Source organism: Pseudomonas oryzagri (assembly GCF_020831405.1).
Lineage (GTDB): Bacteria > Pseudomonadota > Gammaproteobacteria > Pseudomonadales > Pseudomonadaceae > Geopseudomonas > Geopseudomonas oryzagri.
This window is the reverse complement of record NZ_JAJHPU010000043.1, coordinates 287,748-302,587: the sequence shown is the minus strand read 5'-3', so window position 1 is coordinate 302,587 and position 14,840 is coordinate 287,748. Positions and strand designations below refer to the sequence as shown.

The 14,840-nt window shown below is 66.9% G+C and carries 11 protein-coding genes; all 11 read right to left on the bottom strand.

Annotated elements, in window-relative coordinates:
• Positions 1–42: 42 nt before the first annotated feature.
• The 11 genes from LMJ29_RS18030 to LMJ29_RS20990 all read right to left on the bottom strand — a co-directional run bounded on the left by LMJ29_RS18030 (position 43) and on the right by LMJ29_RS20990 (position 14,441).
• Positions 43–252, bottom strand: a complete 210-nt coding sequence (locus LMJ29_RS18030) for a cold-shock protein (protein ID WP_229606901.1) — start codon at positions 250–252, stop codon at positions 43–45.
• 224 nt (positions 253–476) lie between these two features.
• Positions 477–1,454, bottom strand: coding sequence for a DUF4340 domain-containing protein (locus LMJ29_RS18025; protein ID WP_229606900.1), 978 nt, complete (start codon positions 1,452–1,454; stop codon positions 477–479).
• Positions 1,455–1,498: 44 nt separating this feature from the next.
• The gene (locus LMJ29_RS18020; RefSeq protein ID WP_229606899.1) at positions 1,499–3,331 is read right to left on the bottom strand and encodes a GldG family protein; all 1,833 of its coding nucleotides are present in this window, start codon (positions 3,329–3,331) and stop codon (positions 1,499–1,501) included.
• A gap of 10 nt (positions 3,332–3,341) precedes the next feature.
• A complete protein-coding gene (locus LMJ29_RS18015; protein WP_229606898.1) occupies positions 3,342–4,076 on the bottom strand; it encodes an ABC transporter permease in 735 nt (244 codons plus the stop codon).
• Entirely contained in the window at positions 4,073–4,996 is a 924-nt protein-coding gene (locus LMJ29_RS18010) for an ABC transporter ATP-binding protein (RefSeq protein WP_229606897.1), read from the bottom strand. The genes LMJ29_RS18015 and LMJ29_RS18010 overlap by 4 nt, the downstream gene beginning before the upstream one ends.
• A 348-nt stretch (positions 4,997–5,344) precedes the next feature.
• Positions 5,345–6,136, bottom strand: a complete 792-nt coding sequence (locus LMJ29_RS18005) for an ABC transporter ATP-binding protein (protein WP_229606896.1) — start codon at positions 6,134–6,136, stop codon at positions 5,345–5,347.
• Positions 6,136–7,938 (bottom strand): branched-chain amino acid ABC transporter ATP-binding protein/permease, encoded by a 1,803-nt coding sequence (locus LMJ29_RS18000; protein WP_229606895.1) that lies wholly within the window; start codon positions 7,936–7,938, stop codon positions 6,136–6,138. The genes LMJ29_RS18005 and LMJ29_RS18000 overlap by 1 nt, the downstream gene beginning before the upstream one ends.
• Positions 7,935–8,972 (bottom strand): branched-chain amino acid ABC transporter permease, encoded by a 1,038-nt coding sequence (locus LMJ29_RS17995; protein WP_229606894.1) that lies wholly within the window; start codon positions 8,970–8,972, stop codon positions 7,935–7,937. The genes LMJ29_RS18000 and LMJ29_RS17995 overlap by 4 nt, the downstream gene beginning before the upstream one ends.
• Positions 8,973–9,138: 166 nt before the next feature.
• The gene (locus LMJ29_RS17990) at positions 9,139–10,290 is read right to left on the bottom strand and encodes an ABC transporter substrate-binding protein (RefSeq protein ID WP_229606893.1); all 1,152 of its coding nucleotides are present in this window, start codon (positions 10,288–10,290) and stop codon (positions 9,139–9,141) included.
• Positions 10,291–11,624: 1,334 nt separating this feature from the next.
• Positions 11,625–12,245, bottom strand: coding sequence for a DUF892 family protein (locus tag LMJ29_RS17985; RefSeq protein ID WP_229606892.1), 621 nt, complete (start codon positions 12,243–12,245; stop codon positions 11,625–11,627).
• Between the two features lie 48 nt (positions 12,246–12,293).
• Positions 12,294–14,441, bottom strand: coding sequence for a catalase (locus LMJ29_RS20990; RefSeq protein ID WP_406640273.1), 2,148 nt, complete (start codon positions 14,439–14,441; stop codon positions 12,294–12,296).
• Between the last annotated feature and the right edge of the window lie 399 nt (positions 14,442–14,840).

The window sequence follows — 14,840 nt, the reverse complement described above, 5'->3', positions numbered from 1 at the left end:
CCGTCCATGAGGACGGGCTCTTCCGCAATCTCCAGCTCGAGTTCAGAGCTTGGAAACGTCTTCCGCCTGCAGGCCTTTCTGACCCTGGGCTACGGCGAACTCCACACGCTGCCCTTCGACCAGGGAGCGGTGACCTTCGCCACGGATGGCGCGGTAGTGCACGAAGACATCCGGGCCGCTCTCGCGCTGAATGAATCCATAACCCTTGGCGTCGTTGAACCACTTGACGGTTCCGGTTTCACGTTCGGCCATTACAACCTCTCTCCAGACTCGCTGAAAAAACACTCCCCTCATGGGAGTCGCTCGGGACGGTACGTTACAAAACGTTCTTCTTGTTATATCCGACCTCCGCGCCGCGAGGCGTCTGGAGCGGGTATTTCGAATGGCGTTCTTGACGACCGCTGCCCCGAGTATAAACAAAGAGCCCGCGCAGAAAAGCCCCCCGCGCGTTGACCTGCGGCAATCCTCGCCGCAGATCACGCTGCCGGCGCCACCAGGTCCTTCACCCGCCTGGCGAGGGCGCGGTACTGCTGCTCCTCCAGGCGATAGGCCCAGCCCGGCAGGCCGGGCAACTGCTCGTCGAGCCCCTTGCGCTCGCCCAGCACCAGCCAGTGCTGGTCGCCCTGCCGGTAGAAGGAACCCTTCAGCTCGCCGCCGGCGAAGGTGTCCAGGCGGAAGGTCAGCTCGGGCGTGCCCTTGAAGGCGACCTGCGCCAGCGGCGCGGCGTCGGCGAAGTCCAGACTGGCGAACAGCAGGGCCATGCCGTTGGCGACCGGCTCGTAGGCCAGCTTGCGGCCGGCCGGCAACTGGCGCAGGGCGAAGTTGAACTGCTCGGGATTGGCGCGCCAGACGTTGAGCTGCTCGCCGTCGGCGTGCCGCACCTCGACCTCGCGCACGCTGGCGAACGGAATCGCGCTGACGCGCCGGTCCAGCCAGGCCAGCTCGCTGTCCACCAGTTGCAGCGACTGGTCGACCAGCCATACCTGATCGTCGCCCGGCAGGCGCACCAGCTGCCCGCCCTGGCGCGAAGCCTGGCCGAGCAGCAGCTCCACCGGGGCCGGGCCGATGCCGTCGAGGCTCACCCGGGTCGCGGCGCCCTCGCCGCGCTCGGCGAGGCCGAGCTGGGCATGGTTGGCCGGATTGCGGGTCTTGGCCTCGACCTTGCGCACCTCGGCCAGCGTGCGCAGCAGGCGGTTGACCTCGCCGGCCGCCGCCGGATAGCCGGCCTTGGCCGGCACCACCCAGACGCCGTCGCGGCGCTCGATGTGGATGACCGGCAGATCGCCGTGGCGGATCTGCACGGCCTGCACCCGCTCCAGCTGCCCGGCCAGCGCCGGCAGCAGCAACTCGCGGGTGGCCTGAGGCGGCGCCTCGCCGCCGCGCTGCAGCCAGACGAACAAAGCGCCGAGCAGGGCGACGGCCAATAACAGAATCCATAGCGACTTGCGTTGCATTGCACTCTCCTTACGCTCTGGCCTTACGCTCGCCTTGCGCCGCCTCAGGCCACGCGGCGGCGACGCCACAGCCACAGCGCCAGCACGCCCAGGGTCAGCAGCAGCGGCACCAGCGCGATGTTGACGAACTTCAGGCTGCGCCCCAGGCCCTCAATGTCGGCATTCAGCCGGTAGCGCACCTCGCGCAGCTCCTTGCGGATCTTCAGCCGCTCCTGGAGGAACTGCTGCAGGGTCGCCTGCTGCTCGGGCGTCAGCTCCAGCACCTGGTCGGGCTTGTCGCCCTGCTGCAACTCGGCCAGGCGCTGCTCGGTCTGCGCCAGGCGCTGGTTGAGGATCTCCTCCTGCTCCCGGAAGCGCGCCTCGGCCTGGCGCTGCAGGTTCTCGACCACGCTGAACGGCCGGCTGAAGCGACCGCGCGAACGCACGCTGATCAGCGCGTCGCTGCCGGCCAGGTTGTCCAGCGCGTTGATGGCGAAGCCGGCGTTGTCGGCGAACGGCTGCGGGACGCGCTGGCCGAAGAACTCCTGTACCTGCACCCACATGCGGTCGGCGAGCAGGTCGGTATCGGCGACCACGATGACGTTGATGCCGTCCGCCTGCGTGAGGCCGTCCTTCTGCCCCTCGATGCCCTGCGGGAAGGAGGTCGGCGCCGGTCCGGAGATGCGCGCGGCCAGCGCGTAGCGCTCGCCGGTCGGCTCCAGATCGCGCAGCAGCTCCTGCGGATCGCGCAGCCCGGCCAGGCGCTTGGCGTCCATCGGCATGGCGTACTCGGAGCTGTGCAGCAGCGGCGTGAAGCGGGTCTTCGCTCCCTCCAGCGGCTCGAGGATGCCGGCACTGGCCACGGTCAGGTTCTCCAGCGCGGCGGTGGTGATGTCCTGCCGGTCGAGCGCCGCCTTGGGCAGGCTGAGCCAGGCCGGATGGCGGATCGGGCGCTGTTCCTCGCCCTGGCCGATGCCCACGGACATCGCGTAGCTGCCGTCGAGCAGGATCTCGTTCGGGCGCAGGCGCACCCCCCAGGCCTTGAACAGCGGCTCGAGGTCGGACGCGTTGCCGGTGCCGCCCATCAGGCCGGCGTCGTCGCTCTCGCTGAACGGATCGACGAAGGCCAGCAGCTTGCCGCCGCGCAGTACGAACTGGTCGATGGCGTACAGGGTCGGCGGCGGCAGCTGCTTGGGATGCACCAGCAGCAGCACCGACACCTCGTCGGGAATGCGGTCGACGCCGGCCTGCAGGCTCTTGATGGTGAACTGCTGGCGGATCTGCTCCATCACCATCCAGGGCGTGCCGGCCTGGCCGGTCAGCGGATTGAAGCCGCCCTCCAGCTGCAGGCCGGAAAGCACGCCGACCACCGGCCGCGCCGGCTTGGCCAGGGTCTGCACCAGCCGGCTGAGTTCGTACTCGAGGAATTCCTCCTGGTCGAGCGGGAAGAACGGGATGGTCTGCACGTCGTCCAGCGCATTGGTGCCGGCCAGGCCGAAGTACAGCTTGTCGCCGCCCTGCTGCAGCGGCACCGCGTGCAGGCCGAACTCGGCGGCGCGGTCCTCGTCCGCGGAGAACGGCGCCGGGTCGATGACGTGCAGCTTGATCTTGCCGCCGGCGGCGCGCTCGTAGGCGCGCAGCATCTCCTCGACGCGCCGCGCGTAGTTGCGCACCGGCACCAGGTCGCGGGTGACGTTGTCGGAGAAGAAGAAGTACAGGTTCACCGGCTCGTCCAGCTCGCCGAGGATGCGCTCGGTGCCCTCGCTGATGGTGTAGAGCTTCTGCTCGGTGAGGTCGAGGCGGGCGTTGGGCAGGCCTAGGCCGGCCACCATGTTGAACACCAGGAACGCCAGGGCGATCAGCAGCAGCCCGGCGCCGGAATACAGGATGCGTTTCATCGCGCTCTCCTCAGTCGGCTTTCTTCAGGTCGACCACCACCGCGGTGGCAGCCAGCCAGGCCAGGATCAGGCTGGCGAAGTACAGCAGGTCGCGCGCATCGAGCACGCCCTTGCTGATCGCGTCGAAGCGGGTCAGGAAGCTCAGCGAAGCCACCGCGTCGACCAGCGCCTGCGGCGCCCAGCCGCTGAAGGCGTCGAGCACCAGCGGGAAGCCGCTGACGATGAACAGGAAGCACACGCAGGCGGTGAGGATGAAGGCGATCACCTGGTTCTTGGCCAGCGCCGACAGGCACGAGCCGATCGCCAGGTAGCCGCCGGCCAGCAGCCAGCTGCCGATGTAGCCGGTGAGGATGGCGCCGTTGTCCGGCTCGCCCAGGTAGTTGACGGTGACCACCATCGGGAAGGTCAGCAACAGGGCGATGCCGGCGAACACCCAGGCGGCGAGGAACTTGCCGCCCACCGCCTCGGCGCGGGTGATCGGCAGGGTCATCAGCAGCTCGATGGTGCCGCTCTTGCGCTCCTCGGCCCACAGGCGCATGGCCAGCGCGGGCACCAGGAACAGGTACAGCCAGGGATGGAAGGTGAAGAACGCCGACAGGTCGGCCTGGCCGCGCTCGAAGAAGCTGCCCAGATAGAAGGTGAACACCCCGGACAGCACCAGGAAGATCACGATGAACACGTAGGCGAGCGGCGTGGCGAAGTAGCTCGCCAGCTCGCGCCTGAAGACCACCGGCAACTGCTTCATGCCGCCTCTCCTCGGGTCAGGGTGCGGAACACCTCGTCGAGGCGGCCGCGCTCCACGTCCATTTCCCGGATGTGCCAGCCGCGCGCCGCCACCAGCGCGCTGACCTGCGGGAAGATCACCTGGCCCGGCAAGGCCAGCACGGTGAGACTGTGCTCGCGGGGGTTGCGCTCGACGCCGGCGACGCCCGGCAACCCGGCCAATGCCGCCTCGTCCAGCGGCGCATCGCCGACCAGGGTCACCGCCTGGTGGTAGCGCGAGCGGCTCTCCAGTTCGAAGGGCGTGCCGTCGGCGAGAAGCCGCCCGCCGGCAATCACCACCGCGCGGGTGCACACCGCGGTGACTTCCTCGAGGATGTGCGTGGAAATGATGATGATCTTGTCGGCCGCCAGGCTCTGGATCAGCTGACGCACCTGGTGCTTCTGGTTGGGGTCGAGACCGTCGGTGGGCTCGTCGAGGATCAGTACCTTGGGATCGTGGAGGATCGCCTGGGCCAGGCCGACGCGGCGCTTGAAGCCCTTGGACAGGGTGTCGATGGACTGGTCGAGCACCTTCTCGAGCTCCACCTGGGCCACCGCCCCGGCGACCCGGTCGCGCTTCTGCGCGCCACGGAAACCGCGCACCCCGGCGATGAATTCGAGGAAGCCGCGCACCGTCATGTCGCCGTAGCAGGGCGCGCCTTCGGGCAGGTAGCCGATCAGCCGCTGGGCCTTGAGGGTCTGCTTCTGGATGTCGAAACCGAAGATGCGCGCGGTGCCCGAGGTCGGGGCGAGGAAGCCGGTGAGCATCTTCATGGTGGTCGACTTGCCGGCGCCGTTGGGGCCGAGGAAACCCAGCACCTCGCCGGGCCGGACGCGGAAGGACAGCTCGTCGACCGCGAGCTGCTGGGCAAAGCGCTTGGTGAGCTTGTCTATTTCGATCATGGTTGCTCCATAACCTGCTGGAGCCTCCGTGCCAGACGGCCGCGGAGGCCTATCGAATGCTGGCTGAACTCTAGGTAGCGGGCGCGGGCAATGCAAGGGGGAGCGGCGCCGCGCAGGCGCCCGCCGCCGGTCGCCCTGCGCAGCGCCGGGTCACGACGCGGCAAAGCGCCGCGACGCTGAGGCCGAGCAGCCCGCCGACGTTGCAGGCTCCTGGCGATGGCATGTCGCCCGGCGCAGGTGCCGGCCTGCCGAGGCGACGCCGGCTCGCCCGCCGGTTGGCTGGCGAGCTGGTCGGCGAGGATTGCCGCAGACCGCCCGCCGGGCACGGGGAGCGCCCGGCGGCGCGCCTCAGGAAGCCAGCATCTCCTGATGCTTGCTGGCGAGGCCGAGGTACGCCTCGATCACCCGCGGGTCGTCGGCCAGTTGCCGGGCCGGGCCCTGCATGGCGATCTGGCCGGTTTCCAGCACGTAGGCGTAGTCGGCCACGCGCAGCGCGGCGCGGGCGTTCTGCTCGACCAGCAGGATCGACACCCCCTGCTGGCGGAGGGCGCCGATGATGCGGAAGATCTCGCGGGTGATCAGCGGCGCCAGGCCCAGGCTCGGCTCGTCGAGCATCAGCAGCTTGGGCTTGGCCATCAGCGCGCGGCCGACCGCGAGCATCTGCCGCTCGCCGCCGGACAGGGTGGCGGCCAGCTGATCGCGGCGCTCCCACAGGCGCGGGAACAGCTCGTAGACCTCCTGCAGGGTCTGGCCGTGGCTGCGATCGCCGCGGCGATGGCGCTGGAAGGCGCCCAGCAGCAGGTTGTCGGCCACGCTCATGCTGGCGAACAGCTCGCGTTTCTCCGGCACCAGGCCCAGACCGCGGCCGACCAGCACCTCCACCTCCGGCACGGCCTCCAGGCTGCCGTCGAAGTGCACCTGGCCGCGCGAGCCGAGCACGCCCATGATCGCCGACAGCAGGGTGGTCTTGCCGGCGCCGTTGGGACCGATGACGGTGACGATCTGCCCCTCGCCGACACACAGGCTGGCGTTGCTCAGGGCCTCGACCTTGCCGTAGGCGACGCTCAGGTCCTTGACCTCCAGCAGCATCCTGGCGACCTGGTTTTGCGGCTGTTTCAGCGCATCTACCTGCATATTCATCACTCCGCTCCCCCGAGGTAGGCTTCCAGCACGGCCGGGTCCTTCTGCACCTCTTCGGGCAGCCCCTCGGCGATGCGTTGACCGAACTCCATCACCACCACGCGATCGACCAGACCCATGACGAAGTCCATGTCGTGCTCCACCAAGAGGATCGCCATGCCCTCGCTGCGCAGGCGGCTGAGGAGGATGCCGAGGGCTTCCTTCTCCTTGTGGCGCAGGCCGGCGGCCGGCTCGTCGAGCAGCAGCAGGCAGGGATCGGCGCACAGCGCCCGGGCGATCTCGAGGATGCGCTGCTGGCCGAGGGCCAGGCTGCCGGCCTCCTCGTACAGGTAGTCGCCGAGGCCGACGCGCTCGAGCTGGCGCCTGGCCTCGTTGAGCAGATCGGCCTCCTCGGCGCGCTCCAGGCGCAGCGCCGCGGACAGCACGCCGCGACTGCCGCGCAGGTGCGCGCCGATGGCGACGTTCTCCAGCACGGTCATGCTCGGCAACAGCTTCACATGCTGGAAGGTGCGGCTCATGCCCATGCGCGCGACGGTGCGCGAACTCAGGCCGTTGACGCGCCGGCCCATGAACAGCACGTCGCCCGAGGTCGGCGTATCCACGCCGGAGAGCTGGTTGAACATGGTGCTCTTGCCGGCGCCGTTGGGGCCGATCAGGGCGAGGATCTCGCCGGCGTGCACCTGCAGGCTCATCTCGTTGTTGGCCACCAGGCCGCCGAAGCGCCGGGTCACCTGACGGGCCTCGAGGATCACCTGACCGGCCTGCGGCAGTTGCCGGCGCGGCAGCTCGCGGGCCGGGGCGTCGGCCGCCGGCAGCGCGCGGTGGCGCTTGAAGCGTGCCGGCAGCAGGCGGACCAGCAGCGGCCACAGGCCGCCGGGCGCGCGCTGCATCAGCACGACGATCAGCAGGCCGAAGACGATCACCTCGTAGTTGCCGGTGTTGCCCAGCAGATGCGGCAGCAGGTCCTGCAGCCACTGCTTGAGCAGGGTGAGGATGCCGGTGCCGAGCAGTGCGCCCCAGACGCTGGCGACGCCGCCGATCAGGGCCATGAACAGGTAGTCGATGCCCATGCCCAGGCCGAACGGCGTCGGGTTGACGAAGCGCTGGGTGTGCGCGTACAGCCAGCCGGAAACGGCGGCGAACAGCGCCGAGACGAGGAAGATCACCATCTTCGCGCGGAAGGTGTTGACGCCCATCGACTCGGCCATCACCTGGCCGCCCTTGAGCGCGCGGATCGCCCGCCCCTCGCGGGAGTCGAGCAGGTTCTGGGTGACCACGATGGCCAGCAGCAGCACCGCCCAGATCAGGTAGAAGATCTTCTCGCCCTTATCCAGCAGCACGCCGAACAGCGCGATCGACGGCAGGCCGCCCACGCCGGTGTGGCCGCCGAGCGACTCCACGGTGCCGAACAGGTAGTACAGCGACAGCCCCCAGGCGATGGTGCCCAGCGGCAGGTAGTGGCCGGACAGCTTGAGGGTCAGGGCGCCGAGCAGCAGCGCCACCGCCGCGGTGAGCAGCAGCCCGACCAGCAGGGTCAGCCAGGGCGAGGCGCCCGCCCAGGCCAGCCAGGCCGGTAACTGCTCGGCGGTGGTCAGATAGGCGCTGGTGTAGGCACCCAGGCCGACGAAGGCGGCCTGGCCGAAGCTGGTCATGCCGCCGACGCCGGTGAGCAGCACCAGGCCGAGTACCACCAGGGTATAGAGGCCGATGTAGTTGAGCAGGGTCACGTAGAACGGCGGCAGCAGCAGCGGCGCGGCCGCCAGCACGGCCACCAGGGCGACGATCAGGTTGCGCGGACTCATTCTTCCTCCTCCACATGACGGCTGGCGAGCGAGCGCCACAACAGGAACGGAATGATCAGCGTGAAGACGATGATTTCCTTGTAGGTACTGGCCCAGAACATCGAGAAGGCCTCGATCAGCCCCACGCCCAGCGCGCCCAGAGCGGCCAGCGGATAGCTGACCAGGCCGCCGATGATGGCGCCGACGAAGCCCTTGAGGCTGATGACGAAGCCGGAGTCGAAGTACAGGGTGGTGATCGGCGCGATGAGGATGCCCGACAGCGTGCCGATGAAGGTGGCCAGCAGGAAGGTCGCCTTGCCCGCCAGGGTCGGCGAGATGCCCATCAGCCGCGCGCCCAGGCGGTTCACCGCGGCCGCGCGCAGCGCCTTGCCGTACAGGCTGCGTTCGAAGAACAGGAACAGGCCGACGATCAACGCCAGCGACACGGCGATCACCCACAGGGTCTGGCTGTTGAAGGTCACCGGACCGAGTTCGAGCCCTGCCTCGGAGAACGGCCGGGTGCGCGCGCCCTCGGGGCCGAACAGCAGCAGGGCGATGCCGACCATGGTCACGTGCACGGCGATGGAGACGATCAGCAGCACCAGCACGCTGGCCGAAGCGATCGGCTGGAACACCAGGCGGTAGATCTGCGGGCCGAGCGGCACCACCAGGCACAGGGTGAGCAGGACCTGGAAGGCCATCGGCAGCTCGGCCAGGGGCAGCGTCTTGATCAGGGCGACCATCAGCAGCGCGTAGCCCAGCTTGAGCGGAATGCGCCTGGGAAAACGGAAGCCATGGCTCGAGCGCGCGGCGGCGTACAGGTCGCAGGCGCAATCGAGGACGCTGAGGCCGAGCAGCAGCCAGACCAGCGCGGTGGGCTGACCGGCCTGGATGGTGGCCATGGTCAGCGCGCCGTAGGTGACGAACTCGCCCTGCGGAATCAGCAGGATCCGCGTGACGGTGAAGACCAGCAGGATCGACAGGGCCAGCAACGCGTAGATCGCGCCGTTGGTGACGCCGTCCTGGCCCAGGAGCATGGCTATCTGGAAGTTCATGGTGAAAAACTCTTTTCTACGGATGGAAACAGGCTCAGCCGCCACCAGGCCCCCGACCGTCCGCCCCGGCGGGCAGCGGACGACCGCGCCCGGCCGCCGTGCGGGCCGCCGGGCAGGGAACTCTCAGTGGGAAACGCCGAGCCGTGCCGCGCGGGCACACAGCGGATCAGTTGCTACCGAGCAGGGTCCAGTTGCCGTTCTTCACCTGGATGAGCTCGCGACCACGCTCGTCGAAACCGCTGTGGTCTTCGGCGGTCATGTTGTACACGCCTTGGGTGGCGGCCAGTTCGTGGCTCTGCTCCAGGGCATCGCGCAGGGCGGCGCGGAACTCGGGAGTGCCCGGCGCGGCCTTGGCGGCGGCCAGCGGAATGGCGCGCTGCAGCAGCAGCCCGGCGTCGTAGGTGTTGGCGCCGAAGGTCGCCGGCTTGCTGCCGTTGAGCTTCTCGTAGGCCGCTACGTAGTCGCGGGCGACCTGCTTGGAGGGATGGCTGTCCGCCACCTCGTCGAGCACCAGCATCAGGCTGGCGGCGAGGATGGTGCCTTCGACCTTCTTGCCGCCGAGCTTGAGGAAGTCGGGCAGCGCGGCGCCGTGGGTCTGGTACATCTGGCCGCGGTAGCCCTGGTCGTACAGGGTGGTCTGCGGCATCACCGCCGCGCTGCCCGGCGCGGCCACCAGCACGGCGTCCGGGCGGGAGGCGAGGACCTTCAGGCTCTGCCCGGTCACCGAGGTGTCCTGGCGCTGGAAGCGTTCGCTGGCGACCACCTTGATGCCCCGCTCGGCGGCCAGGCCGCCCATCACCTTGGCCCAGTTCTCGCCGTAGGGATCGGCGGTGCCGATGAAACCGAGGGTCTTCACACCCTGCTTGGCCATGTGCTCGAACAGTGCCTTGGCGATCAGGTCGTCGTTCTGGGTGGTCTTGAACACCCACTTCTTCTCGTCGTTCATCGGCAGCACCACGGCGGCGGTGCCGACCGGCGCCAGCAGCGGCACGCCGGCCTCGGCGACGAACTGGATCAGGCCCATGGCGTTGGGCGAGCCGCTTGGGCCGATGATGGCGTCGACGTTGTCCTCGGTGATCAGCTTCTTGAGCGCCTTGACGGTGGCGGTGGGATCGCTGCCGTCGTCCAGGGCGATGTACTTCACCTCCTGGTCGCCGGCCCTGGCGGGCAGCAGGGGCACGGAATTCTTCTGCGGCAGGCCGACCAGGGCGATGGGGCCGGTGGACGAGGTGATGACGCCGACTTTCACTTCGGCCTGGGCGAAGGACGCGCAGGCGGCGCTCAACAGCAGGGTGGACACGGCTTTCTTGAAGAGCATGTATTTCTCCAAAGAGTGGCAAGGCGATGCAGGTGGCGGTGGTTCCGGTGCTGGCACCGGACAACGAACCGGGACGGGAGCCCCGGACGGATAGCCTTCTTCCTTCTTGTTGTACTGCCTCAACGCCTTGGCTCGCCTCGCGAGCCCTCGCAGCGCTGGCCACGGCCCGCCAGGGGCGGTGGGCAAAGAGGAATTCGCAATATGCATGCCAGAAAACCACCCGCCCCCGCCCCTCCGGCAGCGCCTCCCCGCCCTGCCCACTTGCCGCACCCCACCGCGTCCGTCGCCCTACGACCGCAACGGAGCCCAGCTAGGACGCGGTTTTGCCGCCTATCCCGACGCGTAAAACAGCCAATTTCAGAGACATAAAATCCGCAAAAAACACCACAAAAAAACTTTCCAATTACACTGATTTTTCCAGCAACAAGCAGAAAAACCACCCACAGAACATCGCCACAAACAGATCATTTTTTAACCATGGAAACACTCATCGAAGGCAAAAATGAGCGAATAAAATTCATAAATTATTGTTTTTGAAGGTAAAAAATAAAAAATCCCGGCAGGCGGCGCTTTTTTCGAGCCGTTACCAAACTGCACACAGACAGGGCATGACTGGCAAAAATGCACCGAATCTACACAGCACATTTTTCACGAAATTAATTTGATATTTCACGTTATTATTACGATTTCAGCCTGAGACCTGCGGATGCCCCGCCACGACCCGACGCCCGTCTGGCCATCGGCATGACCGCCTTCATCCAAACCTTCAACCTGCGCAGCTCCAAACCCGCCTGGAGAGCAACGCCGGAGGTGCCGTAGCGGCGCCCACCGCCACCGGCGGCGTGGCCCGCCGGCGAGCCGAACGCCGAGCGCGCCGTGCCGTGAGCGACCACGGTGAAGGCATTCTTCGGCCCATGCGACGGCCTGGCCCATGGCCCTGCACAGCAGTTCCCTGCCCGCCACGCTCAGGGACATTCATGCGCAGAAGTACCGACTGGTCGAGCCCGACGGCCCATCGGTGGACGCCGATCTCCACGCCACCGGGCGGCGCGGAGCCGGCCGCCCGCCGCTTCGGCACGGGTGATCGGCAGGGTTATCAGCAACGCGATGGCGCCACCCTTGCGCCCCTTGCGGATGCATCGCCGATGGCGACGTGGACAAACTCCCAGCCGGCAGCAACGGCATCTCGCCGGCGGCTGCCGGGGGCCCGCAGCCCGGGCGCCCATGTGGACCGCGCTGCCCGAGAAGGGGCGCCTTGGATGAACACGCTACCCAAGAGATCACCGCTCGCCTGGGCCACCGCTACCGCGGCCCTGTTGGGGCCGCGGCCTCCCTCAGTGCTTGGGTTTCAGCATGTCGTCGCGCTGCTTCTCCGCGCGCGCGGCGCCGATCGCGGTTTCAACCTTCTTTTTTTCCTCGGGGGGCGGCAGGGCTGCCGGCAAGCCGAGCGATTCGATCCACAATTCGCGGACGAAACCCTTGGTGTGGTAGAGGTGATGGTCCTCTTCCTGCTCCACCAGATCGAACGCGGTCCTGAGCGCCCCCGTTGCCTCGCCCTGACCGTGCTCTGCCAGATGTCCGATCAGCTCCCAGTTCTGGTGGTCCTTGGTTTCCGCCAGGAGCACGCACTCGCCGGCCACCAGTTGCGCGGCCGCGGCATTGCCTCGCGCCTTCGCCATTTCCATCGCGGCGAGCAACGAATCCGCGATATGTGCCACGACTTCCCGACCGGGGGTTACGGTATCCGGATTCAGCCCCAGTTCCTTGAACACCTTCAGCAACACCTGCTCATGGGTGCGGGTCTGCTCCAGATACTCCGTCCATTCCTCTTTCAGATCCTCGTTCTGGGCACATGACAGCGCCGCTTCATAGATCTTTACCCCTCCGCGTTCCGTCTCGAGAGCCTGATATAGCAACTCATCCAGTTGCTTCTTGAGATACGGTTTCTTTTTCATGGATTCCACCTGAACACAGGTAGGCAGCGCGCCAACTGTCGCGTTGCATCACTTGGTTGGAGGGTCGCTGTCGCGGGCTGGATGGCGATGTGCGGCGACCGCATTGACGAATGCCTGCGCGATCTGCGCCGCATCGGCGCCGTCGGCCAGCAGGATACCCTCGTCCTTATCCATCATTGGCCCAATGCCGGCCATCTCCAGCAACTCCCGTCCGGCACCCAAGGCGAGGATCGCCTTGCAATGCCTGAACATGTCCTTGATGAACTCCATCGTGTGCCCGTTGCCGGCGAGCGCCTGAACCGCCTCGCGCCCATCGGGCACCACCAGGGCGTCGAACAGGAATCCCGGAGCGTTCTCCATCGACTTGTCAGCCTCTATTTTCTCGCCGGAGGCGCCGGCGAACATGCCCACCCGTGGCCCCACGAAATGCACCACCGCCCCCGCCGCGGTCAGCGTGTTGTAAAGGGCGAGCAGGGAAACATGGTGGACACCATCGGCGACCAATACGGCGATCTGTCGGGTGCGGATCCCGCACTCGCCCGGCCGCGCCATCAGCGACAATGCCGGCGAAACGGTCACTTCCGGCGACTGCGGATCGGCGATGGCCCTGGGCATTGCAGCGGGCACCGCCATGCCCAAACCGGCCGCGACCTGTGCGGCCAGTTCCTGGGAGACATTGACCAGCGAGGACACCATCCGCTCGCGGATCGCGGGGACGCCGACCTTGCTCAGCTCGAAGCGGAAGGCGGCGGCGATATGGGCCTTCTCGACAGCCGTCTGGCTCTCGAAGAACAACGTGGCCTGGGCATAGTGCTCGGCGAACTTCTCCGGCTTGCCACGGACCTTGTCTTCGGCAACGGCCGCGGGAAAGGACACGAATCCGCCCGTGCCGGCCTGGAAGGGGCAGCCACCCGCCAACGAGTTCGGCTCGTAGGAAACGCGCCCGCGATGCAGGGCCTGACGGTGCATGCCATCGCGCTGGTTGTTCTGCACGGGAGCGATCGGCGAGTTGATCGGAATCTCGTGGAAATTGGGGCCGCCGAGTCGGGTGATCTGCGTATCCACGTAGGAATGGATTCGCCCGGCGAGCAACGGATCGTTGGAGAAGTCGATGCCCGGGATGATGTGCGCCGCGCAGAACGCGACCTGCTCGGTTTCCGCGAAGAAGTTGTCAGGGTTGCGATTCAGCACCAGGCGCCCCACCGGCAACAGCGGCACCAGCTCTTCGGGCACGATCTTGGTCGAGTCGAGCACATCGAAGCTGAAGCCCTCGGCCTGCTCCTCGGTAAATATCTGCAGCCCCAGCTCCCATTCCGGGAATTCGCCCGACTCGATGGCCTCCCACAAGTCGCGCCGATGAAAATCGGGGTCGGCGCCCGATATCTTCACCGCCTCATCCCAGACCAGCGAATGGGTGCCCTGCAGCGGTTTCCAGTGGAACTTGCAGAATACGGACTCGTCCTGGGCGTTGACCAAGCGGAAGGTATGCACGCCAAATCCCTGCATCATCCGGAAACTGCGCGGAATCGCCCGATCCGACATCAGCCACATCAGCATGTGGGTCGACTCGGGCATCAGCGACACGAAGTCCCAGAACGTATCGTGCGCCGACGCCGCCTGCGGCATGGCGTGATGCGGCTCCGGTTTGACGGCGTGGACCAGATCGGGAAACTTCATCGCATCCTGGATGAAGAAGACCGGCATGTTGTTGCCGACCAGGTCCCAGTTGCCCTCGTCGGTATAGAACTTCACCGCGAAGCCACGCACGTCGCGCGCGGTGTCCTTGGAACCGCGCTCGCCCGCTACCGTGGAAAAGCGCACGAACACGGGGGTGATCTTGCCCTTCTCGGCGAACGGCGCCGCGCGCGTGTACTGGGTCAGCGCGTCATAGGCTTCGAAGTAGCCGTGCGCGCCCGAGCCACGGGCATGGACGATGCGCTCGGGGATACGTTCATGATCGAAATGGGTGACCTTTTCCCGCAGGATGAAATCTTCGAGTAGCGACGGCCCACGCAATCCGGCTTTCAAGGTGTTCTGATTATCACCAATGGGCACACCTTGATTGGTCGTCAAGGTCCGATCGCTCGCATCGACGCGAACCCGCTCGAGCGAAGCGACCGTTGGGTTGGTTCCGGGCCGCGCTGCGCCGCCGGTTTTCGCCGTGGCGCTTTCCTCCGTCGCGGTACTCGCGGTCAACGCAGGGGAACCCGGCTCTGCAGTCGCGCCGGGCGGCGGCGCCACGGCGTTGTCGTGGCCGTACTCGAGCGCCTTGTTGCTGTTGTGGGGCATCGCGCCGGCCAGGCTATCGCTGGCATGGCCTTGCGCTGCGACGATGTCGTTGGTCCTGAGCACACCGCCCTGCCCCTGTCCTTCTGTAGCAGATTGATTGCCCTTGCTTTTCTCTCGCGGCGCTCGAGCGGGTTTCTTGTTCGTAGCCATCACTGTTCTCCGGTGAGATAGAGAATGTGGGCAATCGAGATGCCGCTCGGATCACTAAGCACCTGGAGAAAAATTTTCGCGTAATTTCAGTGTGTTGCCACACGCGCCGAGTTCTCGTGGGGGGAAGCCCGCGGAGCGATCTCCCGGCATCAGAAA

Coding starts and splice junctions, on each gene's coding strand:
- LMJ29_RS18015 (WP_229606898.1), bottom strand. CDS start 4,076: ATGAAGCAGTTGCCGGTGGTCTTCAGGCGCGAGCTGGCGAGCTACTTC.
- LMJ29_RS17995 (WP_229606894.1), bottom strand. CDS start 8,972: ATGAACTTCCAGATAGCCATGCTCCTGGGCCAGGACGGCGTCACCAAC.
- LMJ29_RS18025 (WP_229606900.1), bottom strand. CDS start 1,454: ATGCAACGCAAGTCGCTATGGATTCTGTTATTGGCCGTCGCCCTGCTC.
- LMJ29_RS17985 (WP_229606892.1), bottom strand. CDS start 12,245: ATGAAAAAGAAACCGTATCTCAAGAAGCAACTGGATGAGTTGCTATAT.
- LMJ29_RS17990 (WP_229606893.1), bottom strand. CDS start 10,290: ATGCTCTTCAAGAAAGCCGTGTCCACCCTGCTGTTGAGCGCCGCCTGC.
- LMJ29_RS18010 (WP_229606897.1), bottom strand. CDS start 4,996: ATGATCGAAATAGACAAGCTCACCAAGCGCTTTGCCCAGCAGCTCGCG.
- LMJ29_RS18000 (WP_229606895.1), bottom strand. CDS start 7,938: ATGAGTCCGCGCAACCTGATCGTCGCCCTGGTGGCCGTGCTGGCGGCC.
- LMJ29_RS18005 (WP_229606896.1), bottom strand. CDS start 6,136: ATGAATATGCAGGTAGATGCGCTGAAACAGCCGCAAAACCAGGTCGCC.
- LMJ29_RS18030 (WP_229606901.1), bottom strand. CDS start 252: ATGGCCGAACGTGAAACCGGAACCGTCAAGTGGTTCAACGACGCCAAG.
- LMJ29_RS18020 (WP_229606899.1), bottom strand. CDS start 3,331: ATGAAACGCATCCTGTATTCCGGCGCCGGGCTGCTGCTGATCGCCCTG.